Source organism: Mesorhizobium sp. M0019 (assembly GCF_040323975.1).
In the GTDB taxonomy this organism is placed as follows: domain Bacteria; phylum Pseudomonadota; class Alphaproteobacteria; order Rhizobiales; family Rhizobiaceae; genus Mesorhizobium.
In genome coordinates this window covers 286,455-311,681 of the sequence record NZ_JAMYVK010000001.1, presented here as the reverse complement: position 1 = coordinate 311,681, position 25,227 = coordinate 286,455, and the positions used below count along the sequence as shown (strand labels likewise).

Annotated in this window: 32 protein-coding genes; 14 read left to right on the top strand and 18 right to left on the bottom strand. The window is 62.8% G+C overall.

Features of this window, described 5'->3' with window-relative positions; all coding sequences use genetic code 11:
* Positions 1-38: 38 nt before the first annotated feature.
* Entirely contained in the window at positions 39-1,049 is a 1,011-nt protein-coding gene (gene gap, locus NKK47_RS01535; RefSeq protein ID WP_023678507.1) for a type I glyceraldehyde-3-phosphate dehydrogenase, read from the top strand.
* Positions 1,050-1,267: 218 nt separating this feature from the next.
* On the top strand, positions 1,268-3,157 hold the full coding sequence (locus NKK47_RS01530) for a potassium/proton antiporter (RefSeq protein WP_352457949.1): 1,890 nt from the start codon (positions 1,268-1,270) through the stop codon (positions 3,155-3,157).
* A gap of 169 nt (positions 3,158-3,326) precedes the next feature.
* Here the strand turns inward: NKK47_RS01530 and NKK47_RS01525 are convergent, their stop codons facing one another.
* Positions 3,327-4,244, bottom strand: a complete 918-nt coding sequence (locus NKK47_RS01525) for a polyprenyl synthetase family protein (protein WP_352574805.1) — start codon at positions 4,242-4,244, stop codon at positions 3,327-3,329.
* Positions 4,245-4,323: 79 nt separating this feature from the next.
* On the opposite strand from NKK47_RS01525, the gene NKK47_RS01520 reads away from it, so the two are divergent.
* From NKK47_RS01520 to NKK47_RS01510, 3 genes are all read left to right on the top strand, one after another.
* Entirely contained in the window at positions 4,324-5,082 is a 759-nt protein-coding gene (locus NKK47_RS01520; protein ID WP_352574933.1) for a biosynthetic peptidoglycan transglycosylase, read from the top strand.
* Positions 5,083-5,221: 139 nt separating this feature from the next.
* Positions 5,222-5,404 (top strand): 50S ribosomal protein L32, encoded by a 183-nt coding sequence (rpmF, locus tag NKK47_RS01515; protein WP_006203806.1) that lies wholly within the window; start codon positions 5,222-5,224, stop codon positions 5,402-5,404.
* Between the two features lie 199 nt (positions 5,405-5,603).
* Positions 5,604-6,005 carry a hypothetical protein gene (locus NKK47_RS01510; protein ID WP_023678503.1) on the top strand — a complete coding sequence of 134 codons (402 nt, stop codon included), beginning with the start codon at positions 5,604-5,606 and terminating at the stop codon, positions 6,003-6,005.
* A gap of 10 nt (positions 6,006-6,015) precedes the next feature.
* On the opposite strand, the gene NKK47_RS01505 is transcribed toward NKK47_RS01510, so the two are convergent.
* From NKK47_RS01505 to NKK47_RS01495, 3 genes are all read right to left on the bottom strand, one after another.
* Positions 6,016-6,447, bottom strand: a complete 432-nt coding sequence (locus NKK47_RS01505; RefSeq protein WP_023678502.1) for a GlcG/HbpS family heme-binding protein — start codon at positions 6,445-6,447, stop codon at positions 6,016-6,018.
* A gap of 97 nt (positions 6,448-6,544) precedes the next feature.
* The gene (locus NKK47_RS01500; protein ID WP_023678501.1) at positions 6,545-6,775 is read right to left on the bottom strand and encodes a hypothetical protein; all 231 of its coding nucleotides are present in this window, start codon (positions 6,773-6,775) and stop codon (positions 6,545-6,547) included.
* A 75-nt stretch (positions 6,776-6,850) separates the two neighbouring features.
* Entirely contained in the window at positions 6,851-7,375 is a 525-nt protein-coding gene (locus NKK47_RS01495) for a winged helix-turn-helix transcriptional regulator (protein WP_352451127.1), read from the bottom strand.
* 95 nt (positions 7,376-7,470) lie between these two features.
* On the opposite strand from NKK47_RS01495, the gene NKK47_RS01490 reads away from it, so the two are divergent.
* Positions 7,471-8,322, top strand: coding sequence for an alpha/beta fold hydrolase (locus NKK47_RS01490; protein WP_023678499.1), 852 nt, complete (start codon positions 7,471-7,473; stop codon positions 8,320-8,322).
* 61 nt (positions 8,323-8,383) lie between these two features.
* A complete protein-coding gene (locus tag NKK47_RS01485; protein ID WP_352457946.1) occupies positions 8,384-9,040 on the top strand; it encodes a glutathione S-transferase family protein in 657 nt (218 codons plus the stop codon).
* Positions 9,041-9,168: 128 nt separating this feature from the next.
* Here the strand turns inward: NKK47_RS01485 and NKK47_RS01480 are convergent, their stop codons facing one another.
* The 3 genes from NKK47_RS01480 to NKK47_RS01470 form a co-directional block, all read right to left on the bottom strand.
* Positions 9,169-9,456 carry an ArsR/SmtB family transcription factor gene (locus NKK47_RS01480; RefSeq protein ID WP_023678497.1) on the bottom strand — a complete coding sequence of 96 codons (288 nt, stop codon included), beginning with the start codon at positions 9,454-9,456 and terminating at the stop codon, positions 9,169-9,171.
* A 31-nt stretch (positions 9,457-9,487) separates the two neighbouring features.
* Positions 9,488-10,735, bottom strand: coding sequence for an MFS transporter (locus NKK47_RS01475; RefSeq protein ID WP_023678496.1), 1,248 nt, complete (start codon positions 10,733-10,735; stop codon positions 9,488-9,490).
* Between the two features lie 96 nt (positions 10,736-10,831).
* A complete protein-coding gene (locus NKK47_RS01470; RefSeq protein WP_023678495.1) occupies positions 10,832-11,026 on the bottom strand; it encodes a DUF1192 domain-containing protein in 195 nt (64 codons plus the stop codon).
* A gap of 124 nt (positions 11,027-11,150) precedes the next feature.
* Between NKK47_RS01470 and NKK47_RS01465 the strand changes: the two genes are divergently transcribed.
* The 3 genes from NKK47_RS01465 to NKK47_RS01455 all read left to right on the top strand — a co-directional run bounded on the left by NKK47_RS01465 (position 11,151) and on the right by NKK47_RS01455 (position 13,484).
* Positions 11,151-12,161: an NAD(P)H-quinone oxidoreductase gene (locus NKK47_RS01465; RefSeq protein ID WP_352454845.1), complete on the top strand. Its 1,011-nt coding sequence runs from the start codon at positions 11,151-11,153 to the stop codon at positions 12,159-12,161.
* Between the two features lie 132 nt (positions 12,162-12,293).
* Positions 12,294-12,434 carry a DUF1127 domain-containing protein gene (locus tag NKK47_RS01460; protein ID WP_023678493.1) on the top strand — a complete coding sequence of 47 codons (141 nt, stop codon included), beginning with the start codon at positions 12,294-12,296 and terminating at the stop codon, positions 12,432-12,434.
* 354 nt (positions 12,435-12,788) lie between these two features.
* A complete protein-coding gene (locus NKK47_RS01455; protein ID WP_292655650.1) occupies positions 12,789-13,484 on the top strand; it encodes a DUF1013 domain-containing protein in 696 nt (231 codons plus the stop codon).
* Positions 13,485-13,542: 58 nt separating this feature from the next.
* Here NKK47_RS01455 and NKK47_RS01450 read toward each other — a convergent pair whose 3' ends face one another.
* The 3 genes from NKK47_RS01450 to NKK47_RS01440 form a co-directional block, all read right to left on the bottom strand.
* Positions 13,543-14,262 carry a helix-turn-helix transcriptional regulator gene (locus NKK47_RS01450; RefSeq protein WP_023678491.1) on the bottom strand — a complete coding sequence of 240 codons (720 nt, stop codon included), beginning with the start codon at positions 14,260-14,262 and terminating at the stop codon, positions 13,543-13,545.
* Between the two features lie 18 nt (positions 14,263-14,280).
* Complete coding sequence (locus NKK47_RS01445) at positions 14,281-14,688, bottom strand: hypothetical protein (RefSeq protein WP_352574803.1); 408 nt, start codon at positions 14,686-14,688, stop codon at positions 14,281-14,283.
* A gap of 141 nt (positions 14,689-14,829) precedes the next feature.
* On the bottom strand, positions 14,830-14,997 hold the full coding sequence (locus NKK47_RS01440) for a hypothetical protein (RefSeq protein ID WP_023678489.1): 168 nt from the start codon (positions 14,995-14,997) through the stop codon (positions 14,830-14,832).
* 202 nt (positions 14,998-15,199) lie between these two features.
* On the opposite strand from NKK47_RS01440, the gene NKK47_RS01435 reads away from it, so the two are divergent.
* Positions 15,200-15,361 (top strand): hypothetical protein, encoded by a 162-nt coding sequence (locus tag NKK47_RS01435; RefSeq protein ID WP_352540257.1) that lies wholly within the window; start codon positions 15,200-15,202, stop codon positions 15,359-15,361.
* Between the two features lie 117 nt (positions 15,362-15,478).
* Here the strand turns inward: NKK47_RS01435 and NKK47_RS01430 are convergent, their stop codons facing one another.
* The 7 genes from NKK47_RS01430 to NKK47_RS01400 all read right to left on the bottom strand — a co-directional run bounded on the left by NKK47_RS01430 (position 15,479) and on the right by NKK47_RS01400 (position 22,204).
* Positions 15,479-16,210: an SGNH/GDSL hydrolase family protein gene (locus NKK47_RS01430; RefSeq protein WP_352574801.1), complete on the bottom strand. Its 732-nt coding sequence runs from the start codon at positions 16,208-16,210 to the stop codon at positions 15,479-15,481.
* An 82-nt stretch (positions 16,211-16,292) separates the two neighbouring features.
* Positions 16,293-17,033: a DUF899 domain-containing protein gene (locus tag NKK47_RS01425; protein ID WP_352574799.1), complete on the bottom strand. Its 741-nt coding sequence runs from the start codon at positions 17,031-17,033 to the stop codon at positions 16,293-16,295.
* Positions 17,034-17,183: 150 nt separating this feature from the next.
* Positions 17,184-18,209, bottom strand: coding sequence for a class I fructose-bisphosphate aldolase (locus NKK47_RS01420; protein WP_352574797.1), 1,026 nt, complete (start codon positions 18,207-18,209; stop codon positions 17,184-17,186).
* Between the two features lie 141 nt (positions 18,210-18,350).
* The gene (locus tag NKK47_RS01415) at positions 18,351-19,547 is read right to left on the bottom strand and encodes a phosphoglycerate kinase (RefSeq protein WP_352574795.1); all 1,197 of its coding nucleotides are present in this window, start codon (positions 19,545-19,547) and stop codon (positions 18,351-18,353) included.
* A 160-nt stretch (positions 19,548-19,707) separates the two neighbouring features.
* On the bottom strand, positions 19,708-20,562 hold the full coding sequence (locus NKK47_RS01410) for a lytic transglycosylase domain-containing protein (protein ID WP_352571990.1): 855 nt from the start codon (positions 20,560-20,562) through the stop codon (positions 19,708-19,710).
* Between the two features lie 4 nt (positions 20,563-20,566).
* The gene (gene ispG, locus NKK47_RS01405) at positions 20,567-21,820 is read right to left on the bottom strand and encodes a flavodoxin-dependent (E)-4-hydroxy-3-methylbut-2-enyl-diphosphate synthase (protein WP_352571991.1); all 1,254 of its coding nucleotides are present in this window, start codon (positions 21,818-21,820) and stop codon (positions 20,567-20,569) included.
* A gap of 204 nt (positions 21,821-22,024) precedes the next feature.
* On the bottom strand, positions 22,025-22,204 hold the full coding sequence (locus NKK47_RS01400) for a YdcH family protein (RefSeq protein WP_023678481.1): 180 nt from the start codon (positions 22,202-22,204) through the stop codon (positions 22,025-22,027).
* A gap of 239 nt (positions 22,205-22,443) precedes the next feature.
* On the opposite strand from NKK47_RS01400, the gene NKK47_RS01395 reads away from it, so the two are divergent.
* A complete protein-coding gene (locus NKK47_RS01395; protein ID WP_023678480.1) occupies positions 22,444-22,647 on the top strand; it encodes a YdcH family protein in 204 nt (67 codons plus the stop codon).
* A 34-nt stretch (positions 22,648-22,681) separates the two neighbouring features.
* Here NKK47_RS01395 and NKK47_RS01390 read toward each other — a convergent pair whose 3' ends face one another.
* Positions 22,682-23,485 (bottom strand): IclR family transcriptional regulator, encoded by an 804-nt coding sequence (locus tag NKK47_RS01390; RefSeq protein ID WP_352574794.1) that lies wholly within the window; start codon positions 23,483-23,485, stop codon positions 22,682-22,684.
* 128 nt (positions 23,486-23,613) lie between these two features.
* On the opposite strand from NKK47_RS01390, the gene NKK47_RS01385 reads away from it, so the two are divergent.
* Together NKK47_RS01385 and NKK47_RS01380 are read left to right on the top strand one after the other, a co-directional pair.
* Complete coding sequence (locus NKK47_RS01385) at positions 23,614-24,495, top strand: transporter substrate-binding protein (protein WP_352574792.1); 882 nt, start codon at positions 23,614-23,616, stop codon at positions 24,493-24,495.
* Positions 24,496-24,561: 66 nt separating this feature from the next.
* A complete protein-coding gene (locus tag NKK47_RS01380) occupies positions 24,562-25,227 on the top strand; it encodes an amino acid ABC transporter permease (RefSeq protein ID WP_352574790.1) in 666 nt (221 codons plus the stop codon).

Sequence of the window (25,227 nt, the reverse complement as noted above, 5' to 3'; positions counted from 1 at the left end):
GACTTGATCTTCGGCCTCCAACTCCCAGGGAGAGAACAATGACCGTCAGAGTTGCCATCAACGGATTCGGCCGCATCGGCCGCAACATCCTGCGCGCCATCCATGAATCCGGCCGCAAGGATATCGACGTCGTCGCGGTCAACGATCTCGGCCCGGTCGAGACCAACGCGCATCTGCTGCGCTTCGACAGCGTGCATGGCCGCTTTCCGCATGAGGTGACGGTTGACGGCGACCAGATCATCGTCGGCAAGGAAAAATTCAAGGTCACCGCGATCAAGGATCCGACGCAACTGCCCTGGAAGGAGCTTGGCATCGACATCGCGCTCGAATGCACCGGCATCTTCACCGCCCGCGACAAGGCCGTCGCCCATCTGACCGCCGGTGCCAAGCGCGTTCTCGTCTCCGCTCCGGCAGAGGGCGCCGATCTCACCGTCGTCTATGGCATCAATCACGACAAGCTGACCAAGGACCACATCGTCATCTCGAACGCCTCCTGCACCACCAACTGCCTGGCGCCGCTGGCGGCCGTGCTGAATGAGGCGGTCGGCATCGAAAAGGGCATGATGACGACGATCCATTCCTACACCGGCGACCAGCCGACGCTGGACACCATGCACAAGGACCTCTACCGCGCCCGCGCCGCCGCGCTGTCGCAGATTCCGACCTCGACCGGTGCTGCCAAGGCCATCGGCCTGGTACTGCCCGAACTCAAGGGCAAGCTCGACGGCATCTCCATCCGCGTGCCGACCCCGAACGTCTCGCTCGTCGATTTCAAGTTCATCGCCAAGCGGCCGACCACCGTCCAGGAGATCAATGACGCGGTGATCGCCGCCTCGAACGGCAAGCTGAAGGGCATCCTCGCCGTTACCCGTCACCCCAATGTTTCGATCGACTTCAACCATGATCCGCATTCCTCGATCGTGGCGCTCGACCAGACCAAGGTCATGGACGGCAACTTCGTTTCGGTGCTGTCGTGGTACGACAATGAGTGGGGCTTTTCCAACCGCATGGGCGATACCGCCGTCGCCTTCGGCAAGACCATCGCCTGATCGCAGAGCCAGCTTCTCGACCTGGAGACGCCCGGCTCAGTCCGGGCGTTTTTCATTGCAGCACGAACCGCCGAGGCACGCTCCGCTGCTCGGGGGTGCCAAAACTTTCGACGATCGGCAGCGTGGGGCAAAAAGCCACGCTGCTGCCTTGCAGCGGCCATGTCTTCGCCCCACTCTCCCGTGATGCCGGAGCATAATCGACTAGGGGCGACCAACGAATGGAGCATGGTATCTATCTTGTGACGCTCGTTGGCGCAGCACTTGTCGTTGCCGCCGCGTTTTCAAGCCTGATCGCCTTCCGTTTCGGCGCCCCTCTCCTGCTGCTGTTTCTCTGCATCGGCCTCGCCACCGGAACCGACGGTCTCGGCATCCATTTCGACAATGCCCGAGTTGCTTATTTTGCCGGCTCATTGGCGCTTGCGGTCATCCTTTTCGATTCCGGCTTCGGCACGCCGCTCAACGCCTTGCGGCAGGCGGCCGGGCCGGCGCTGTCGCTGGCCACATTCGGCGTCCTTTTGACCACCGGGCTCTTCGGCGCCGCCGCCTATTATCTGCTCGACCTGACCTGGCTGGAATCCTTCCTGCTCGGTGCCGCCGTCGCCTCGACCGACGCCGCGGCGGTGTTCTTCCTGCTGCGCGCCGGCGAGATCAATTTGCGCGAGCGCGTGCGGTCCACGCTCGAGGTGGAATCCGGCACAAATGACCCGATCGCCATCTTCCTGACCATCACGCTGGTCGAGGTCATCGCCGCCAATACCCACCCCGAGGCCAAGGTGCTGGTCACCGATCTTGCCGTCGGCTTCCTTGTCAACATGGGGCTCGGCGCGGTCATCGGCATTCTCGGCGGCATGGCCATCGTGCGCCTTGTCGATCGCCTCAATCTCGATCACGGGCTGCTGCCGATCTTCGTGCTGACGCTGTCGCTTATGGTGTTCGCTGCCGCCGGTGCCGTCGGCGGCTCCGGCTTCCTGGCGGTCTATCTCGCAGGCCTGATTGCCGGCAATTCCGACATCCGGGCCGTCACCATCCTCAAGCGCTTCCAGGACGGCATGTCGTGGCTGGCGCAGATCATCATGTTCCTGATCCTCGGCCTGTTCGCGACGCCTTCGCAATTTCCGGCGATCCTGGTGCCGGCGGTGCTGCTCGGCCTGTTCCTGGTATTTGTGGCACGGCCAATCGCCGTCTGGCTCTGCCTGGTGCCGTTCCGTCTGCCACGCCCGGAAGTCGCCTTCGTCTCATGGGTTGGCCTGCGTGGTGCCGTGTCGATCCTGCTTGCCATCACGCCGCTGCTCGGCGGTCTTGAGAACGGCCGCCTCATCTTCAACACTGCCTTCATCATCGTGCTGGTCTCGCTGATCATCCAGGGATGGACCGTCGGGCCGCTGGCGCGCCGTCTCGGCCTTATCGTGCCAGCCCGCCTGGGACCGCTCGACAAGGTCGAATTGGAACTGCCGGGCTCCGCCCATCATGAGCTTCTCGCCTACCGCGTGGCACCTGGCAGCCCGGTGGCGCGCGGCGAACGCATTCCGCGCTGGGCGCGGCCGTCGCTGGTGCTGCGCGACGGCCGCTCGATGCGCTTCCAGGATATGGGCCGGCTCGCGGCCGGCGACCATGTCTACATCTTCGTGCCGGACCGCTATCCGCGCCTGCTCGACAAGCTGTTCGCCAGCCGTGCCGTGGTCGATCCCGAGGACGCGGATTTCTTCGGGGCCTTCGCCGTCGATCCGTCACGCCCCGCCGAGGAACTGGAGACCGCCTACGCGCCGGGCCTGACCGAAGCGGAACGCAAGCTCAGCATTGGCGACCTGGTCACTACCCGGCTCGGCGGCCACGCCGAATACGCCGACCGCGTGCTGCTCGGTCCGATCGAGCTGATCGTCCGCGACGTCGACGACAAGGGCAGGATCACCGGCCTTGGCCTGTCCTTTGAGCCGACCGCGCCGGTGGCGCGCGTTCCGGTGTTCCTCAGCGCCGGCGAAATCCGCGACCGCATCGCCGCCTTCATCCGCAACCGACGCAAGCCGGCCGAGGCGCAGGCGGTCGAGGCGGCGGCCGAGATGGAACCGGTTCCGCAGCCCGTGGTGGAAAAGACAACTGGCGACGGCTGACCGCTGTCCACCCGAGCCGCGGAACCCTGCCGCGAGGCTGAAGAATGGCTCGGCAACTGGTGTGGCGGGTCCATGTGGTCCGACATCGCCGGAAATGATCCCGATCGGCCGGTTGCGAGGGCGTCCGGCCGATCAGTCGCCAATTCTCCGGCGCGCCATAGGGGCGCGCTTAATTGTTGCGGGCCGCTACGAACCGCGCCGCTTGTTTCAGAAGCGCAGCTTGCTCGCCAAAAGGTTCGAGCAACGCATGAGCCTGGTCAACGAGGCCATGGAGCTGGCCCCGCGCCCAGTCCGGTCCGTGCAGCGCGACCAGCGTCGCCTTGCCGGCCGCGGCGTCCTTGCCGGTCGCCTTGCCCATCTGATGCGCGTCGGCGGTCAGGTCGAGCAGATCGTCGGCAAGCTGAAAGGCAAGCCCGATCGCCGAGCCGAACTCGGCCAGCCTTTCGCGGTCGCCCGACGGCGCGCCGGCAAGGATAGCGCCCGCTTCGCAGGCAAAGCGGATCAGCGCACCGGTTTTCATCGCCTGAAGCCGGATGATGCCGGCCTCGTCCGGCCGGCTTTGTTCGGCTTCGAGATCGAGCATCTGGCCGCCGACCATGCTTCCCGCCCCGGCGGCGCGGGCCAGTGCCAGCACCAGCGTTGCCCTGCGCTCGGCCGGCAGCATTGTCGCCTCGTCGGCAAGGATGTCGAAGGCAAGTGTCAGCAAGGCGTCGCCCGCAAGAATAGCGGTCGCCTCATCGAAAGCCCTGTGCACGGTCGGCTGGCCGCGGCGCAAATCGTCGTCGTCCATGGCCGGCAGATCGTCATGGATGAGCGAATAGCAGTGCACGCATTCGAGCGCCGCCGCGACGCGCAGCGCTGCCTCGCCGTCGGCTGAAAACAGTGCAGCACTTTCCATGACCAGGAAGGGACGCAGTCGTTTGCCGCCGTTCAGCACGCCATGTCGCATTGCCGCCATCAGGCGTTCGGGCCGCGCGACCTCGCCCGAAAGGGTCCGTCCGTCGAGCAACCGCCTCAGCAGCGCCTCGAGCGGAACTGCCCGGGCAATAAGTGCAGCTTCGAACGCCATTTGGTCGTCTTTCGTCATGGTCGGGAGCGGTAGCCGACACTCAGACGTTGCGCAAGAAGCCAAGCGCCATTATGCCGGGGGCAGGGAGTAGCGCGGACTGGGTGGCTTGGCGGAACCGATCGTCGATCACGAAACCGAAGGGTTGGACATGGCGAGACCGAGACGCGGCAGCCGCATCGGTCTTCAACGCTGGGTCCGGCGCGGCATCGCCGTCGCCGTCGTGCTGGCGCTGGTGCCGGTGGTGCTGACCTTCCTGTACCTGCCGACATTCGTGCATCCGGTGTCGACATTGATGCTGAAGGACCTGGCGACGTTTTCTGGCTACGATCGGCGCTGGGTTTCCATCGACGATGTGGCGCCGGTGCTGGCATATTCGGTCATCATGTCGGAGGACGGGCAGTTCTGTTTCCATCGCGGCGTCGATCTGGGCGAGTTGCGCGGCGTCGTCGACGATGCGCTCGCCGGCGAGATGACGCGTGGCGCCTCGACCATCACCATGCAGACGGTAAAGAATCTTTATCTATGGTCGCGGCCGTTGGGCTCGGTCCGTAAGGTCGTGGAACTGCCGCTGGCCGTCTATTTCGATGCGGTGCTGTCGAAACGGCGGATCATGGAGATCTACCTCAACATCGCCGAATGGGGACCGGGCATCTACGGCATCGAGGCCGCCGCCCAGCATCATTTCGGCGTCTCGGCAAAACAGCTGTCGCGCCGGCAGGCAGCGCTGCTTGCCGTCACCTTGCCGAATCCGATCGTGCGCAATCCGGCGAAACCGGGGCTGGGACTGAGGCGGCTTGCCGCGTTGATCGAACGGCGCGCCGGCCGCGCCGGCGCCTATGTCGGTTGCCTGCGATAGTGTCAAAAAAAAACACGGCGACGCTGGCCAAAACGCCGTCGGGCGTGTATAGGCACCCGACTTTCTCAGATTCCGGCCCCTGATGTGGCCCTTTCACGAGGGCCGCCGGGGCGTTTTGACCATGTAGTGGAGCATATCCATGGCCGTTCCGAAACGAAAAACCTCTCCGTCGAAGCGCGGCATGCGCCGTTCTGCCGACGCACTGAAGGCCCCGACCTATGTCGAGGACAAGAACTCCGGCGAGATGCGCCGTCCGCACCATATCGACCTGAAGACCGGCATGTATCGCGGTCGCCAGGTTCTGGAGCCGAAGGAAAGCTGAGAGAGCTTTCGACGGTTTATGGGTTGCGAAACGACCGGCCATTGGCCGGTCTTTTTGCGTTTGCGACAACTGATCGTATCAGCCGGGCCTGACATTGTTGTTTCACGCCGTCTTTGTCCGTGTTTATCGGCCGCACGAAAATTCTTGACGGCGAACGCCGGGCGCACTCTACAAAGATCAGTCCAACCGGAGCCGCCACATGTTCGGTGCCATCCCGCTGCTGATCGTGCCTTTCATCCTCTACAATCTCGGGCTTCTGGGAATATTCGGCAGCGGCGACGATCCGTGGGCCACCGAAATGTTTTCGGTCCGGATGATGTCGGGTGGCGTGTTCTCGATGACCCTCGGCGACCTCATCGTGCTGATCGCACTGATCTTCTTGTTCGTCGAAGTGGTGAAGTCGACGCGCACGACAAATGCCTCGATCATGGACCATCTTTTGTCGACCTTCGTCTTTGTGGCCTATCTGGTCGAGTTCCTGCTGGTGAAGGGCGCCGCCCATTCCGTTTTCTTCACACTGATGGTCATAGCGCTGATCGACGTGCTGGCCGGCTTTTCGGTGTCGATGCGGTCGGCCACCCGCGACATCAATATGAGTTAAGGATCCCGACTCAGCCCGGGTCAGCGGTGAAGCCAGCCGCCTCGACGCCGGCGATGGCTGCCGTTTCATCATTGTCGGACGTGTCGCCGGAAATACCGATGGCGCCGATGATCGTGCCGGCGTTGTCGCGGATCAGCACGCCGCCGACGACCGGCAGGACGCGCCCGCCCGACACGTCGGAGACGCCGGCGATCAGATGCGGGCGCTCCTTGGCGAAAGCTTCCACCCGGCGCGAGCCCATGCCGATAGCGAGCGCGCCATAGGCCTTGCCGGCCGACATTTGCGGACGCAGGAAAGAGGCGCCGTCCTGACGCTGGAACGCGACCAGATGGGCGCCGGCGTCGAGCACCGAGACGCCAAGCGGCCTGAGCTTGAGCTCGGCACCCTTGGCAAAGGCGGCGGCGATGATTTCAAGGGCTTTGTCGAGCGTCAGTGCGGTCATGGCCGTCTCCTAAACGCGCCAGTTATCAACCGGCAGAACAGACTCCGAGTGAACTGTTTCGCGTGCGAAAGGAAGCATGCATTCTGGGAGCGCCGGCCTATTTCTTCTTGGCGCGAGGCTTCTTCACCGGGGCCGGAGGCGCATTGGCCAGGTCTTCCGCTTCCTTGGCGAGGCGCAGCGCCCGCAGCTTGTTGGTCTTGGCTTGGCGAGCGTCGCTCTCGGCGACATATTCCGCCATCGCCTTCTGGCGAACCGTGGCTGCCTCTTCCTGTTTCTTGAAACGCAAATCGGCCCGCGCACGGGCAGTGTCCTTAGAGTTCTCGACCAAGAGCGTTATCCAATCCGTAAATTATCTTCAGTCCCTTGATAGCAGAGCCAGCCCGCAATTGGGAAAATAAGTTGGTCATGGCGCCGGATCGCAGCCGACTCGCTCCGCCTTGCGGGCGACTACCGCATCGTATCCGGCCTGCAAAGTCGCGCGGACGGTGGGTCCAGATGGGGCGGGAGACGCACCCAGATGCTCGTGGCGCAACTCGTTCATGAACTTATCCCACATCGGCGGGCCGCCTTTTTCCAGAAGCTCGGCACGGATAGAGAGCTCTTCGCTGACCGGCAGCCAGACGCGGCCCCAGGCGCCGAGATGCGCCAGGATCGGCACCAGCGTAATCGCCATTTCGGTCAGGCTGTAGATCGCCTTTTGCTTGTGGGAGGGATCGTCCGCCTTGGTCAGCATGCCGAGCTCCATCAGCCGCTTCAGCCGGTCGGCGAGGATGTTGGAGGCGATGCCCTCCATCGAGCCGTTGAGCAGTTCGCGAAAGTGGCGTCTGCCGCCGAAGATGATGTCGCGAAGGATGATCAGGCTCCACCGGTCACCGAACACTTCGAGCGACAGGTTGATGGGGCATCCGGACCGACGATCGATGTTCATGCGAATCTCCAAAACCGGTTGCATTGTCGTATCGTTTTAATATCGTGCAACTGATTGCAACTTGCAATCGGATTTGCGGCCCAAGGAGGAAAGTCATGAGAAACGCCGAATACCCCGAAATCGTATCCCAAACCTTCGGCGATCCGGCCCATCCGGCGGTGTTGTTGATCATGGGCGCGATGGCTTCCATGCTTTGGTGGCCCGAAGCGTTTTGCCGGAAGCTGGCCGGCGAAGGTCGCTTCGTGATCCGCTATGACAATCGCGATACCGGCCGTTCGACCAAATACGCGCCGGGCGAGCCGCCTTATACATTCGACGACATGGCGGACGATGCTATCCGCGTCCTTGACGACCATGGAATCCGAAAGGCGCATGTGGTCGGCATGTCGATGGGCGGCATGATCGCGCAGCTCGTTGCGTTGAAATACCCGTCGCGTGTCACTTCGCTGACGGTGATCAGCAGTTCGCCCTTGGGCATCGATACGTCGCATTTGCCCGGAACCACCGAGGCCTATAGGAAACATTCGGCCGAAGGCGCGAAGGTCGACTGGTCTGACCGTGGCCAAGCGGTCGATTTCATGGTCAAAAACGCGCGTGCGCTCGCCGGCACCGCGCATCCGTTCGATGAGGCGCGGACGAGAGCGTTCGTGGAACAGGACTACGACCGGTCCGGCGGCTTTCTCAGCGCGACCAATCACTTCATGCTCAAGGGCGGCGAAGATCGGAGCGGCGAGGACTGGACGGGGCGGCTGCACGAGATGAAGATTCCGCTCCTCGTTGTCCACGGCACCGACGATCCGATCTTTCCAGCCGAGCATGGCGCCGCTCTTGCCGACGCGGTCGCCGGTGCAAGACTGGTCCGGATCAAGGGCGGCGGCCACGAGCTGCATCCCGACGATTGGGCCGCGATCATCGATGCGATCGTCGCCCACAGCCGGGCCACGTAGCAGCGGGCCGAACCTTGACACCGGATGCCCGCGAGACGAAGCACCAAAGATAGGAGCAAAAATGTCCCTGACGATGCATCTTCATCCGCTGGCCTCCTTCTGCTGGAAACCGCTGATCGCGCTCTATGAGAACGGCACGCCATTCACATCGGTCGTCGTCGATCTCGGCAACGAACAGTCGCGCGCGGCGTTCCTGAAATTGTGGCCGGCCGGCAAGATGCCGGTGCTGCGCGATGAGGCGCTGGACCGGACCGTGCCGGAATCGACGATCGTCATCGAATATCTCAACGCGTATTATCCCGGACCGGTCGAGCTGATCCCCGGCGATCTCGATCTCGCCCGTCAGACCCGGCTTGCCGACCGCTTCTATGACTTCTACGTCCAGGAACCGATGCAGAAGATCGTTGGCGACCGGCTGCGGCCGGAGGGCAAGACCGATCCGTTCGGCGTCGAGCAGGCCCGCGCCCAGCTGCGCAGCTCCTACGCCATCATTGAACAGGACATGCAGTCGAGGACATGGGCGGTGGGTGCGAGCTTCACCATGGCCGACTGCGCTGCCGCCCCCGCGCTGTTCTACGCCAACAAGGTCGAGCCGTTCGGAGACGAATATCCTGCGGTCAGGCGCTATCACGACCGGTTGCTGCAACGCCCCTCGGTTGCCCGTGTGATCGAGGAAGCGCAGCCGTATTTCAAGCTCTTCCCCTACAACAATGGCTAGAGTGGTTCATCGTTTCACGGAAACGCCGAACCGCTCTATCTCTTCCGGACGGAAAACCGCTTCACATTTTTCCTGGAATTGCTCTAGGCCCGATGCTGCATAGTTGCTCGACGCGCTGACGATGCCTCTCAGCTTCCGGGTGAACCGAGCTGCTCCGCATCCCAGAACTGGTCAAGCCAGATGTTGAGCTTCAGGAAGCCGGCATTGCTGACCGTATAGACGCGCCTGGTGCCTTCCGGCTTGGCGTTGACCAACCCCGCATCAAGCAGCACCTTCAGGTGCTGCGAAACGGCCGGGCGGGACACCGGCAAGCCGGATGCCAATTCGTTGACGGTCTTCGGTCCGCGCCGGAGCTCTTCCAAGAGATGGCGCCGGTTGGGATCGGCAATCGCCATGAAGGCGTCGGAAAGCATCATGCCTTATTTGTGGGGCAAAGCGCCTCGAATCTCAACTGTCGGCTTCAGCTTTTCTGCGCGGGTCGAGCCGCAACGCTTCCGGCGTCACCGAGCGATCGGCGGGCTGGGTCTTGAAGGCATCGCGGCCTTCGATCGGCACCGGCGCGCGACGGCTGATGCGCAGCAGCGTATAGCCAGCCAGGCTGAGATGCGCGAGCGCAGTGGCCAGGAACAGCCCCTCAGGGCGCATCCAGCCCATCAGGCCGGCGGCCACCAGCGGACCGATCATCGTGCCGAAGCCATAAAGCAGCAGCAGGCCGCCCGACACTTTGACGAAGTCCTCCGATCGCGCATGGTCATTGGCATGCGCCACCGCGATCGAATAGAGCGTGTAGGCGAAGGCGCCGTAGGCGGCGGTGCAGACGATGACGAAGACGCCGGAGCGCGGTTCGAACAGGAAGATGGCGATGGCAAACAGCGCAGCGCCGAAGGCCGCGCCCGCCAGCACGAAACGACGGTCCGTCGTGTCGGAGAGCCGCCCGGCCGGAAGCTGCATGGCGGCGCCGGCGATGACCACGAGGCTCATCATCAGCGCGATCTCGGCTGTCGAGATGCCGATGCGCGCTCCATAGACGGCACCAAGTGTACCCCAGGCGCCGTTGGCGATGCCGATCAGCACGCAAGCGATCGCCGACACCGGCGAATTGACGTAGAGCCCCTTGACGTCAAGCGACACGTCCTGCAGCGGCTTGGGGTGAGACGCCGTCGAGACCGCCGTCGGGATCAGCGACAGGCAGAACAGAATACCGGTGATCATGAACAGCGACGCCGATCTCACATCGCCGCCGGCAACGATCATCTGACCGCCCATGATCGAGGCATAGGTGACCATCATGTAGAGGCCGAAGACGGTGCCGCGGTTTTCGTTGGTGGCCTTCTCGTTGAGCCAGCTTTCGATGACCATGAAGGCGCCGGCCATGGTGAAGCCGGTGAAGGCGCGCAGCAGGATCCAGGTATATTCGTCGATGATCAGGCCGGTGAGCAGTGCGACGATCGCTCCCGATGCGGCAAAGGCGCCGAAAGCCCTGACATGACCGGCGCGGCGCACGATGCGTGGCGCAAAGAAGCAGCCGGTGACGAAGCCGCCGGCCCAAGCCGTGCCCATCAGGCCGAGCGATGCCGTCGAGAAGCCCTCCACCTGGCCGCGCAGCGGCAACAGCAGACCGTGCAATCCGGATGCCGCCAACAGGAACGCGGTGCCGCGCAGCAGCGAGAGGATCGGTCTGTAGCTTGCGAACATTTTTCAATCCGGCTGGGGTTTAGGGCACAAGTCTGGAGACAGCGGCATTCGGGCTTTTCGGCGGCGTGCCCGAGCTTTTGGAATTACCCGCAGTAACTACCCGCGGCGAAACAGCGCCTCTGCCGCCGACTTGGTCGAGCCCTTGGTCTTGAGCTCGGCTTCCAGCCGGGCGATCTCGTCGCGCAGGATGCCGATCCGTTCGGACAATTCATCGACGGAAAGCAGCGACAGATCCTGCCCGATCTCGTGCGGGCGCGCTTTCTTCTTGGGTTCGTCGTCGAAGATCGCCATCGTCGCTCCTCCGTGATTGCCCATTTGCCTGATTTGCCAATGAGCATACATAGGGCAAGGGTATGGATGCAAATGGCGGGCAAGAGGCGGCACGAGAAACCGGCGGAGCACGACGGGAAAATTCATGGCGAACGCACAGAAAATTCCGGCGAAGATGATGGCGATCGCCATATCGGAACCGGGCGGGCCGCGGGTGCTGAAACCGGAAACCCGCGACGTACCGGTTCCCGGTCCCGGCGAGATCCTGATCCGGGTGCGGGCCGCCGGCGTCAACCGCCCGGACGTGCAACAGCGCAAGGGCGCCTATCCGCCACCGCCGGGAGCGTCGGATCTGCCGGGCCTGGAAGCAGCAGGCGAAGTTGCTGCCCTTGGTGACGAGATATCGCGCTGGCGCGTCGGCGACCGGGTCTGTGCGCTGACGGCGGGCGGCGGCTATGCCGAATATGTCAGAGTGCACGCTGGCAGCGTGCTGCCGCTGCCCGCCGGCTTTACCTACACCGAAGCGGCGGCGCTGCCGGAAAACTACTTCACTGTTTGGCACAATGTCTTCGAGCGCGGCGGCCTGAAGAGCGGCGAGACCCTGCTCGTGCATGGCGGCTCGTCGGGTATCGGCACAACGGCGATCCAGCTTGCTGCCGCTTTCGGCGCCTATGTCGTCACCACCGCCGGCAGCAAGGAGAAATGCGACGCCTGCCTCAAGCTCGGCGCCGACCGGGCGATCAACTACCGCGAGGAGGACTTCGTCGCCGCAGTCAAGGAGGCAACCGGCGGCAAGGGTGCCAATGTCATCCTTGACATGGTCGGCGGCGACTATGTGGCGCGAAACTATGAGGCTGCAGCCATGGAAGGCCGCATCGTCCAGATCGCGACGCAGGGCGGGGCGGTGGCGAGCGCCGATTTCTTCAAGATCATGGCCAAGCGGCTCGTGCACACAGGATCGCTGCTCAGGCCACGCACCGTGGAGTTCAAGGCGGCAGTTGCGGCTGCGCTGGAGGCGCAGGTTTGGCCGCTGCTCGGCACGCGCAAGGTTGCGCCGGTGATGGATACGATCTTCCCGCTCAAGGAAGCGTGGCGGGCGCATGAGCGGATGGAGGAGGGTGAGCACATCGGCAAGATTGTGCTCGATGTCGCCTGACGGCCCGCAAACAGGCTGAACGAAAGCTTAATGGTGCAATGCAACAAACGCATTGCGGCCATGCAAAAGCGTCTGTTCAATTTTTCATCGCCGATGCCTATTTACACGGCATCAAAACGATGGAGGACTACCATGAACCCGATCCGCGCTTTCCGTAACTGGCGCATGTACAACGAAACCGTGCGCGAACTGAACCGGCTGAATGCTCGTCAGCTCAACGACCTCGGCATCAACCGCGGCGACATCGAGAGAATCGCCCGCAAAGGGCTTTGATCTCGAGCACGATCCCGCCCGAAGACCGGGCGCTGCTTTTCGGCAACGCCGAGCCGCGGTTCGGGATCAAGCTTTAGAAGCCAGAGCCGCGGCAGACGGATTTCCGTCGCCGGTTCCGAGCCCGCCCGACCTTGGTCTGGCGGGCTTTGTCTTTTTGAAGCTTTCGACTGCATGGCGTCATCTGCCGACCCTTCGCGGTCTGCTGGTCGCGCTGCCGTGCCGTCCTTGACGCGCGCCTGCCAAAAACATTGCGAAACGGCGAGCGAGCGGTTATATAGACCGCGATTTTCCCATTTTGGTGGCTCTAAACCACCGCCCGCGCGGGAACGCGGGCGAACGAGAAGGATTTTTGTAATGGCCAATACGCTGCTGATGCCAAAGGCGACCGCCGTCTGGCTGGTTGACAACACAGCGCTTTCCTTCGAGCAGATCGCGCAGTTCTGCGGACTGCATCCGCTTGAGGTCAAGGCGATCGCCGACGGCGAGTCGGCGCAAGGTATCAAGGGCATGGACCCGATCATGACCGGCCAGCTCACTCGCGACGAGATCGCGCGCGCAGAGAAGGACCCGAACCACCGGCTGAAGCTCTCCGATCCCAAGGTGCGGGTGCCGGAATCCAAACGCAAGGGTCCGCGCTACACGCCGCTGTCGAAGCGCCAGGACCGGCCCAACGCCATCCTCTGGCTGGTGCGCAACCATCCCGAGCTCAAGGATGCGCAGATTGCCCGCCTTGTCGGCACAACGAAGTCGACGATCGACCAGATCCGCGACAGAAAGCACTGGAACTCCGCCAATCTCCAGCCGATGGATCCGGTGACGCTCGGCCTGACGTCGCAGATCGACCTCGATATGGAAATCAACCGCGCCTCGCGCGGCCGCGAGCAGGCGCAGCCGGTCGGCGATACGCTGCTGCCGGCCGCCTTGACCGAACGGCTGGTGCCGGCGCCCGAAAAGCCGAAGGACGAGGACCGCGAACTTGACGCCAACGCCGTCTTCGCCAAGCTTTCGGCGCTGAAGTCGAAGGACAAGGACGCCGACGAAGAGGAATAGGTCTGGCATCCAAAACAAAAAGCCCGCTTTCAAGCGGGCTTTTTTGTGATCTTCCGTGTCAGCTTCGCGCCGCCCGGTCCGGCGCCATGCCGTAATCCTCGCTGCGCTCCACCGCGCGATAGAAATCGGCGAGCTGCTTGCCGCGCTCCGGCTTGAAGGTGCGGCCGGCGATGACCACCGAGGCGATGCGGTCGATGCGGAAGGCGCGGAAATCGCCGCGCATCTCACACCAGGCGACCAAGGTCCACACCTTGCCCCAGAACCACAGGCCGAGCGGGCGGATGTCGCGCGCGGTGCTGCGGCCGGCCTCATCCGAATAGTCGATGGTCAGCACCTGACGTTTCTCGATGGACCGCTCGATCAGGTCGATGGCTTCGCGGGCGGCATCGCTTACCACCCACATCGGCGTGTGGATCTCGGTACGGGCGATGCGGTCCTTTTCGGCGTCGGGCAACACGGCGCCTATCTTGACCAGCGCCTCGTCGGCGGCTCGCGCCATGGCCGCGCCACCAAAGGCGCGCACCATGCGGGCGCCGGCGACCAGCGCGACGATCTCGTCACGCGTGAACATCAGCGGCGGAAGGTCGAAACCCTCCCTCATCATGTAGCCGACACCGGCCTCGCCGTCGATCGGCACGCCGGTCGACTGCAGGTCTGCGATGTCGCGATAGATCGTCCGCTCGGAAACCTCGAGCCACGTGCCCAGCTTCTGGGCGGTGACCAGACGACCACCACGCAGATGCTGCACGATCTGGAAGAGCCTGTCGGCGCGGCGCATCGTATGGTCCCTCGGCGTCTATCGTTCCAGCCCTTCGCGCTTGCGCTGCGCGGCGACGAAGGCCGCGCCGAAGGACAGTTTCCTCGTTGTCGGCGTGCTTGCGTCGACCACCCGCCAGAACGGCGCAACGTCGCCCAGCGCCATACCACGCTCAAGATCCTCGTTGGCGGCCTCGGCGACGGTGCGCAGATGATAGCCGATTGTGACCGGACATGTCATCTCGGCACCGTGCTCGATGGCGAGAGCGGTGCGCAAAGCGCGGATATTCATGTCCATGCCTTCGGGGATGGAGCGGATGAATGCATGAACCTGGCGAGCTGTAGGAACCAGCATCGGCTGGCCTTCGACGACGTCGCCGATGGTGCGTGGCGACGGTCTTATGCCGTTGATGCCGGGCGTGCTCAGCCTGTCGTTCCAGCTTTTCATCGATCGTCCTCTCGGGCATCCGGCTCCGGCGGCCATCGCACTATGGCACGAGCCTCCTGACACCATACTGTCAGGAGGCTTCAGCATGCCCATTTCAGCTCGTCGCCAGGTCGCATCCAAACGCCACGCAGAAAGCTTGCCTCAATTGCCGCCATTGCGGCGGTCGCCATACATGTCCGGCCAACCAATATCCTTGCGGATGTCCGCCGGCAGGGTGTTCATGAATCGCTGGGTGCGGATCTCATTGCGGATCGTCCGGATCTTGCCGACATAGTGCTGCACGCTACGCAGAATGGTAATACCGTTCATGGCTGGTCTCCTCTCTTTCGATACAGGCACTATCGCACACCCCTGCTGACAGCAGTCTGTCAGGAGGGTGCGGCTCTCATGACCGGCGTTCCGATTTATCCATCGAAGTGACAAGGCAGTGCTGAAAAGAGGCCTGCCGCAGTGGAAGCCGGCGATCCCGGAGCCGCTTTGACAGCCAGCCGCGATGCTGATCAAAGGCTGCATGTCGAAACTTCTCGCGCTCGTCATCATCTTCATGATGGTCATCCAGCTCATCAAGCCGCTCGGCTGGCCTGGGCTGAAGCGGCGCAGCGATTTCTGGAAGCTGGCGCTGCTGGCGATGGCGGCGATTTCGATTACGGCGGTGCTCGGGCACTGGACGTAATGCATGTCGCGCAAAAGTGTGCAGCGGTTTTGCGACAATGACATGCATAAAAACAAGAACCTGAAGCGCGTCGGATGAGGCCAATCGAACGCGACGCGCTTTAGTGCGGGCGGCCCGCTACGCGACGCCCGGTTCGTTGGCGAGCACCAGGCTGACCAGATGTTCCGCCCAGGCTCGGTAGCCGGCTTCCGAAGCGTGAAATCCATCCGATGCGAAGCCGGCATCGGCATCCGTGATCGGCAGCCGGGGCGCCGGTATGGCGCCGCGTTCGAGGCAAAGGCGCTCGCCCATCCGGTTCATTTCGACGGCGCGGATTTCGAGGATCTTGCCGAGCAGCGGCGGCATTGCCGGAGCCCGGGTGAACTCCAGCACCGGCGACCACACGACGCGCGCTTCCGGCCATTTGGCGCGCAGCGCGTAGAGCAGGCCGCCAAACTCGCGCTTGAAGCGCGGTACCGAATGAAAATTCTTGGTGTCGTTGGTACCGATGGCCAGCACGATATGCGTCCACGGATCGGCCGATAGATTGGGCAGCACATGATCGCGGATCTGGCCAGAGGTTGCCGAGTTGAAGCCGGCCGCCCGCCAGCGCACGGTGCGGCCGGTGCGTTGCGCAATCAGAACTGCCAGTTGCGCGGCCAATCCGTTTTCGGAATTGCCGATCCCTACCGAGGCGGCGGAGGAATCGCCAAGCACCAGAACCGAGATTGCTGGCGCAAGGCCAGACATCTCGTGCATGACCGGACCTTGTGCCGGCAGCATGCGGGCGGTGCGGCGACGCACGCCAAGTCCTTGCCAGACATAGACCGGAAAGGCGAGCCAGGTGAGAAGGGTCGGAAAGCGCCGCATGGCAAGTCCATTTTAGGGCATAGCGAACAGCACTTAGCGCATGTCGGGCCGAAGGCGAAAGACCTTGGGTGACCGCCCGTCGTCAATGGCAGCAGCTGTCCTGCATCTCGGGCGTATCCGCATATTCGTCGTGCAGCCGCACCCAGTCCACCAGGCTATGGTGGGGACCGGTTTCGTTGCGACCCTTCGGCGTCAGGTCGAGATAGTGATAGGCGCCGATCAGCGGATCGCCGCCTCTGGAGCGCGAGATAAAAGTCAGGAAGATGTCGCCTTTCTCGTCGCGATAGAACACGCTGGTGCCGGGAAGATCCTTCGATTGCCGCGCGCGCCGCTCGAAATTGTAGGTCGTGTCGCCGGCCGCGATCTGCTTGTCGGTGAATGACACCTGCATGTCGAAGTTGAAGTCCGAAGCGTACGACGACACCCAGTCGAATTTCCAGCCCATGCGCTGCTTGTAGGGAAGAAGCTCGGCCAGCGGCGCCCGCGCCACCACCACGAGCGAGACGTCGTGGTGCCTGAGATGCTGGTTGGCACCGTCAATGTGGTCGGCAAGGAACGAGCAGCCCTCGCAACGATAATCGGCGCCCGGCCCGAACATGAAATGGTAGACGATCAGCTGGCTGTTGCCGCCGAACAGGTCGGGCAGTTTCTTTGGCCCTTGCTCGGTCTCGAAGACATAGTCCTTGCGGATCTTCAGCCACGGCAATTCGCGGCGTTCGGCGGCGACGCGGTCGCGAAAGCGCGTCAATTCCTTTTCGCGCGCCAGATGCGCCTTGTGCGCCTGAAACCAGTCTTCCTGCGACACGGTCTTGTTGTTTGGCATAGGTCTGCTCCTCTTTTCACGGAGGACGATCGGCAGCGAGGAATGCCGACACAGAGCTGCATTTTTAGTTGCAGGAAATTGCAGACCTTGCTGCTTTCAAACAAACCCGGGCACATGGCCCGGGTCGGAGGGAACGCAACCTGAATTCCGTCAGGCGGCTTGCTCCAGCGTCGGCTGCCATTGTCCAAGGGCTGCCAGATGGTTCATGTGGGCGCGATGGGCGAAGGCGGCCTGCGCGGCGGCGACGTTTGCCGGCTTGCCGCTCCAGGCCTTCTGCGGAGCGGCCTGCAAGGCGCGGCCGTAGGAGAAGGTCAGCTTCCACGGATGCGGCCCGATGGCGTTGATGGCATTGAGGTTGGCGGTCGCTTGCTCGTCCGATTGTCCGCCTGACAGGAAGGCAATGCCTCCGATCGCGGCCGGTACCGTCTCGCGGAACAGTTTTATCGTCTTTTCGGCGACTTCGTCGGGACTGCTGACCTTGCCTGATTTCTTGCCGGCGAGGATCATGTTCGGCTTCAGGATGGTGCCTTCGAGCACGACGCGGGCCGCATAGAGCTCGGTGTACAACTTTGTCAGTGTCGCCTTGCTGATCTCGTAGCAGGTGTCGATGTCGTGGGCGCCGTCCATCAGCACCTCCGGCTCGACGATCGGCACGATGCCGGCCTCCTGGCAAAGCGCGGCGTAACGGGCGAGCGCATGGGCGTTCGAGCCGATCGAGGTGGCGGAAGGCACGCCCTTGGCAACATCGATGTCGATCACCGCGCGCCATTTGGCAAAGCGGGCGCCGAGCTTGTAATAGTCGGCAAGGCGTTCGCGCAGGCCGTCCAGGCCCTCGGTGATGGTGTCGCCGGGAAAGCCGGCCAGCGGCTTGGCGCCGGCGTCGACCTTGATGCCGGGGATAGCGCCTGATGCCTTGATGATATCGACCAGCGGTGTGCCGTCGGCGGCCTTCTGGTGAATGGTCTCGTCATAGAGGATGACGCCGGAAATGTATTTGGTCATTGCCTCGCTGGCGCGGAACATCATCTCGCGATAGTCGCGGCGGCTGTCGGCGGTCGACTCGACGCCGATGACATCGAAGCGCTTCTTGATGGTGCCGGAGCTTTCGTCGGCGGCCAGCAGGCCCTTGCCATCGGCCACCATCGCGGCGGCAATGTCCTCGAGACGTTCGCTCATTTTTGCTTCTCCTGAAAGAATTGATCCGCGCCCAGCAGACCACCAGAGCAACGCAGGTTCAAGTCGAACCATTTCGTCAAACAATCGCGAATCGATTGAAAGTCGCGGGCGCACTCCTTCGCGCTGCTCTTGCGGCCGCGCTCAGCGCTTCAAAACGTCGACGCCGGGCAAGGGCTTGCCTTCCATCCATTCGAGGAAAGCGCCGCCGGCCGTCGAGACATAAGTGAAATCATCGCTGACGCCGGCATGGTTGAGCGCCGCCACCGTATCGCCGCCGCCGGCGACCGAGATCAGTCTGCCGGCCCTGGTGCGCGCTGCCGCGTGCCTGGCCGTCGCCACCGTTGCGTGGTCGAATGGCTCGATCTCGAAGGCGCCGAGCGGCCCGTTCCAGACCAGCGTCGCGGCACGGTCGATCCATTCGGCAATGGTTTTCACGGTCTTTGCGCCGACGTCGAGGATCATGCCGTCGGCCGGCACGTCTGCTATGGCGACGGTCTCGTTGGCGGCGCCGGCCCTGAACTCCCTGGCGACAACGCCGTCGGCGGGCAGGATGATGGCGCAGCCGGCCTCGGCTGCCTCGATCATGATCTGCTTGGCGGTGGTCGCGAGATCATGCTCGCACAAGGATTTCCCGACGTCGGTGCCGCGCGCCGCTAGAAACGTATTGGCCATGCCGCCGCCGATGACCAGCGCGTCGACCTTCTTCACCAGGTTCATCAACAGGTCGATCTTGGTCGAGACCTTGGCCCCGCCGACGATGGCGACAACCGGACGGACAGGATTGCCGAGACCCTTTTCCAGCGCATCGAGCTCGGCCTGCATGGTGCGCCCGGCGAACGCCGGCAGCACATTCGCCAGGCCTTCCGTGGACGAATGGGCGCGGTGCGCAGCCGAGAAGGCGTCGTTGACGAAGATGTCGCCGTTGGCGGCGAGCTTTTCGGTGAAGGTCGGGTCGTTCTTCTCCTCAGCTTTGTAGAAGCGGGTGTTCTCGAGCAGCAGCACGTCGCCGTTATTCATGGCAGCAACGGCATTTGCCGCCTTGTCACCGATGCAGTCGGAGGCAAAGCCAACCGGACGGCCGAGCACGTCCGCCGTCGCGTTGGCGATCGGCTCGAGCGAGAATTCCGGCGCCGGTCCATCCTTGGGCCGGCCGAAATGGGCAAGCAGAATGACCTTGGCGCCCTTGCCGGAGAGCTCGGCGATGGTCGGCGCAATGCGCTCGATGCGGGTGGCGTCGGTGACCTTGTCCTCGGTGACGGGAACGTTGAGGTCGACACGCACCAGCACACGCTTGCCGCTGATATCGCCGATGTCGTCCAGTGTCTTGAAGCCGGCCATGCTGATCCCTTTCGCGAAAAATCGCGGGGACCTTACCCCGCATCGACAACGATGCAAGACCTGCCTGACGGTTCACCGAAAATATGATTCACGTATCGAGGACGAAGTGCCCACGGGGAACAAGATGGCAGCGATGGCGCGAAACGCACCGACATATGGCTTACCGATTGCGCACCACGATGCATGCGCCGCCCACGCTGTGCAGTTTCTGGCAAATATCGTCGGCCTTGGCTTTGGTGTCGGCGCCGATCCGCACCGCATAGATGCCGCGCCTGCCGATCGGTGTGCGCACCCGGCTGACCACCGGATCGCGACCGCTGAGCAAGGCTGGAAACCGGCGCTTCACGTTGCTCCACTGATTGAGCGCCGCGGCGCGGCGGAAATTGCCGGCCACCTGCACGCCCCACGGCTTGATGTTGATCGACGACATCGGCACGGTTCTGGACATGATCACCGGCAGCTCACGGCAAGCAGCAGCGAAACTCGCCTTCTTGTCGAGCGGCCGGATGACGCCGGCGTAGGCGGTATTGGTGAAGTTGTCGGCCGGCTCGCCCATGACGTCCAGAACGTAGCTTTCGGTCTCCATCGGCAAGAAGCCGCCGGAATTCAGCCAGCGCGACACCCGGGTCTCGCCGGCGTTGTAGGCGGCTGCGGCGAGGCCCAGATTGCCGAAGCCGGTCTTCAGTTCGGCGAGATATTTTGCCGAGGCCGGGATCGCTTGCTCGATATCGAACGAATTGGTGAGGCCGCGTATCCTGGCGGTGCCCGGCATGAACTGGGCAATGCCTTCGGCGCCGACCGGGCTGACCGCATTGGGATCGAAACGGCTTTCCTTCCAGATCAGCCGGGCAAAGAAATCCCTGGGCAGCCCGTTCCGGTCGGCATGGGCCTCGATCAGGTTGCAAACCTGGTCGATCAGCTTCTTTTTGGCGGGCCGTGGTGGATCGGCCTGAACGGCTGTCGCCCAGATCAGCCCGCAAATGAGAACCAGCGCCGCGCCGAGCAAACGCCGCATTCAACTACTCCGCCGCGGCTTTGTCGTGCTGCCCGAACCGCCGTTCGATATAGTCGGCGACCATTTTCTCGAAATCCGCGGCAATCGATGAGCCGCGCAGCGTCGCCGCCTTCTTGCCGTCGACGAATACCGGGGCGGTCGGCATCTCGCCGGTGCCGGGCAGCGAAATGCCGATATCGGCATGTTTGGATTCGCCCGGACCGTTGACGATGCAACCCATCACCGCGACCTTGAGGTTCTCGACGCCGGGATATTGTTCGCGCCACACCGGCATGTTCTTGCGCAGGTCGGCCTGGATGTTCTGGGCAAGCTCCTGGAACACGGTCGAGGTCGTGCGGCCGCAGCCCGGGCAGGCGGCGACGATCGGCACGAACTGCCGGAAGCCCATGGTCTGCAACAGCTCCTGCGACACCTGCACCTCGCGCGTGCGGTCGCCGTTCGGCTCCGGCGTCAGCGAGATGCGGATTGTGTCGCCGATGCCTTGCTGGAGCAGGATGCCCATGGCCGCGGACGAGGCGACAATGCCTTTCGAGCCCATGCCCGCCTCCGTCAGGCCGAGGTGCAGCGCATGGTCGGAACGGGTGGCAAGCTCGGTGTAGACGGCGATCAGATCCTGCACGCCGCTGACCTTGGCCGACAGGATGATTTTCTCGCGGGCAAGGCCAATCTCTTCGGCCATTTCGGCCGACAGGATCGCCGATTGCACGATTGCCTCGCGCGTCACTTCCTGCGCGGTCAGCGGAAAGCCTTGGGCCTGGTTGTCATCCATCAGCCGGGTCAGCAGCTCCTGGTCGAGCGAACCCCAGTTGACGCCGATGCGCACCGGCTTGTCGTATCGGATCGCCATCTCGACGATTGCCGCGAACTGCCGGTCCTTCTTGTCCTTGAAACCGACATTGCCGGGGTTGATGCGGTACTTGGCCAAGGCCGCGGCGCAGGCCGGATGATCGGCCAGGAGCTTGTGGCCGATATAATGGAAATCGCCGACCAGCGGCACGTTGATGCCGAGCCGCTCCAGTCGCTCGCGGATGGCCGGCACAGCGGCAGCGCTTTCGTCGCGGTCGACCGTTATGCGCACGATCTCGGAGCCGGCGCGATGCAGCGCCGCCACCTGCGCGACCGTCTGGTCGATATCGGCCGTGTCGGTGTTGGTCATCGACTGGACGACGACTGGGGCGCCGCCGCCGACCATCACGCCGCCGACATCGACACCGACCGACCTGCGGCGCGGGAAGGGTGAGGAAAAATATCCGGTCATGCCGGCTGCCTTTAATCTTGAAGGTCCGGGCATGAGGTGGAGGAGCAAAGATGGCTTGTCAATGGCGACTGGCGCGCAGGCCTAGCAAATCGGAAATAACAAGACGGCAGCTTGCCGCGAATCCATAGGCGTTTCCGGCAGCATAGAGACATGCCACCGGAAAGAAATCACGCGCCGGGCGGCGGTTCTAGTCCTGGAAGGGCTTCAGTGGGTCGTCGGTTTCGCCTTCAGTTTTTCAATCTCGTCCTTGAGCGCCAGCTTGCGCCGCTTGAGATTCACGATTTCGAGGTCGTCTACCGACGGATGGGTCATCGCATCGTCGATTTCCCGTTCGATGTCGCCGTGTTTCCGCTGCAGCTCATCAAGATGGGATGCAAGAGACATGATTGGTTCTCCCTTTCATGGTTTCCTCGGATTGCAGCCGTCATGGCACGTCCACCGCAGGCTCGCTTCTGTGACGGCATAATGACAGTGTGCCACCATCGCGCACCGATGTCGAATGCTGCGTGGTAGCATTCCACGCCAATATGAAATGTGATATGGGCTGCGCGCCGGTGCAAGAAGACCCGGTCCCGCCCAATCAGGCCCATAGTTTGGGCGCCGCAGACGTGCAGACGGTAAAAATGTCCGATCAGGAACAGGCAGATATCCGCCTCGAATATTCCCGGCTGAAGCAGGAACACGCCGATTTCGACGCCGCCATCAATGCGATGATCGCCATGAATTGCGACCCGCTGCAGATCCAGCGCATGAAGAAAAAGAAGCTCTTCCTTAAGGACAGGCTGATGGCGCTGGAAGACAAGATCATTCCAGACATTATCGCTTGAACGGACGCCGGCGCTGGCCTGCTGGAAAGGCGGCCTATGCCGCGATCGAAAGCCGCGCGGCGCGCTCGAGCAACAGCTCTATCAGGTCATCGGTCTTTTCGGTCGAGGTATCGATGGGAACCACCAGGCACATCGTCGCCTCGACCCTGCCCGGCGCTGAAAAGACCGGCGCGGCCAGGCATTTCGTGTAGGCATCGACAAGGCCGGAGGTGACGCAGTAGCCGGCCGACTTGGCGACGGCGATGTCGTCTATGAAATCGTCGAGCTGCAATCTGCGGCCGTCCGGCAGCACGAGATCGTCTTCCGAGACCATATCCTCGATCGCCGCCCTGTCGAAGCCGGCGAGGAGCAGCCGCCCGGAAGCTGTCCAGGGGAGCGGTATTTGCAGACCCGTCGCCGAGCTGATCCGGAATGGCCTCGTTCCCGGGCTTGAATGGACGATGGTGTAGCGGCCGCTTTGCAGCATGCACAACTCCGAGGTCTCGCCGGTCTCGCGTGACAGATGGTCGACTTCCTGGCGCCCTCGCCTGAGCAGGTCGTTGCCCCGCACATAGTCCATTCCGTAGAGATAGAGCTTCTTTCCGAAATAGACCCGATTGCCGTCTCCGGCCATTTCCAGCAGGCCTGCGTCGACCAGCGAGCGCACCAGCGTATAGGTCGTCGACCGCGGCGCGTTTACCCCCTTGGCAAGGTCGCCGATGCCGATCGCACGCTGGGTCGTGTGGAGAAACTCCAAAATCTGGAGAACCCGGTTGAGACCCTTCTCCCGAGAGCTCGAGTTCTTGTCTTCGTCCAGACCGACGTCCGGTCGAGCGGCCAAGGCATTGCCATCTTGCATTATCGATCCCTGATGTTAATCTGTCTTGTACAGAGTACAGGCGTCTCTTGTAAGGGACAATGACGTCAGTTGCAACCGATGCCTGTACTGCTGGTCCAAAGGGGAACTCAACACGAAAGGAGGTCGCCGTGAACGACACATCCAAAAGGCGTGAATTTCTGAAACTGGGAATGGCCGGGCTTGCAACGGCCGGAGTGATGAGCGCCGCTGCCGCGGTCGACGTTCAGAAAGCGGCGGCCCAGGCAGCGCCGGACAGCCTGCTGCGCACCGTCCTCGAGCGCGGCAAGGTGATCGTCGGCACCGGCAGTACCAATGCGCCCTGGCATTTCGAGAACGACGCCGGCGAACTGGTGGGCATGGACATCACCATGGGTCGCATTCTCGCCAAGGGGCTTTTCGACGATCCGACCAAAGTGGAATTCGTCATGCAGGATCCGGCTCAGCGCATTCCGAACGTGACCACCAACAAGGTCGACATCACCATCCAGTTCATGACCATGACCGCCCAGCGCTCGCAGCTGATCCACTTCTCCCGACCCTACTACGTCGAAGGCATCGCCTTGCTGACCCTTCCGAACGCCGAAAACAAGACCTTCGACAAGCTGCTTGCCGGCGGTTCGGCGACGCGGATTTCCATCCTGCAAAATGTCGATGCCGAGGCTAACGTGCATATCGTCCTGCCGGAGTCGCAGGTGATGCAGATAGACACGCAGGCCAACGTGCTGCAGGCCTTGGAATCGAAGCGCGTCGACGCCGCCGCGGTCGATCTGTCAACGGTGCGCTGGCTCGCCTCGCGCAATCCGGATAAGTACTTCGATGCCGGCAAGAGCTGGTTCTCGATGCTTTATGGTGCCGCGCTGCGGCAGGGCGACCTCGACTGGCTGACCTTCGTCAACCAGACCTTCACCATCGCCATGTTCGGCCATGAAACGGCACTCTACGATGCTGCGTTCAAGGATTATTTCGGACAGGAGCCGCCGGCGCGCCATCCCGGTTTCCCGGTCATTTGATGCAAGCAGGCGGAAGGACAACGTCCTTCCGCCTTCTCTCATCACAGCCCTCCATGACGAGGACGCATGGGTTATACTCTCAACTTCAACCTTATCTGGCGGCATTTCGACAAGCTCTGGGGCGGACTGCTGCTAAGCCTCGAACTGGCCGTCATCTCGATCGCGATCGGCATCGTCATCGGGCTCGTTCTGGCGGTCTGGTACGTGTCGGCCGGACGTGCGGTGCGGACCATCATCGCGGGGTATGTCGAGTTCATCCGCAACGTGCCGCTGATCCTGCTCGTCTATCTGGTCTTCTACGGCTTGCCGACGGTGGTCGACATTGCCTACAGCACGCAAACCTCATTCATTGCCACGCTGTCGCTCTACAGCGGCGCCTACCTGGTCGAGGTGTTTCGCTCGGGGCTCGAGGCGGTGCCGCGCGGTCAGCTCGACGCCGGCAAGGCAATCGGCCTGACGCCATGGCAAAGGCTGCTCGATGTGCGCCTGCCGACGATGCTGCGCATAACCCTGCCGGCGCTTTCCAACACATTCATATCGCTCTTCAAGGATACGTCCGTGGCGTCGGTCATCTCGGTACCCGAACTCACCTATGGCGCCCAGTGGATCAACTTCAACACGTTCCGCATTGTCGAAGTCTATCTGGTGGTGACGGCAATGTACCTGTTGACCGGCTACACGCTGCTTTTCGCGCTGCGGCTCGTCGAGCGCCGGTTCAAGGCGGCGCGCTGA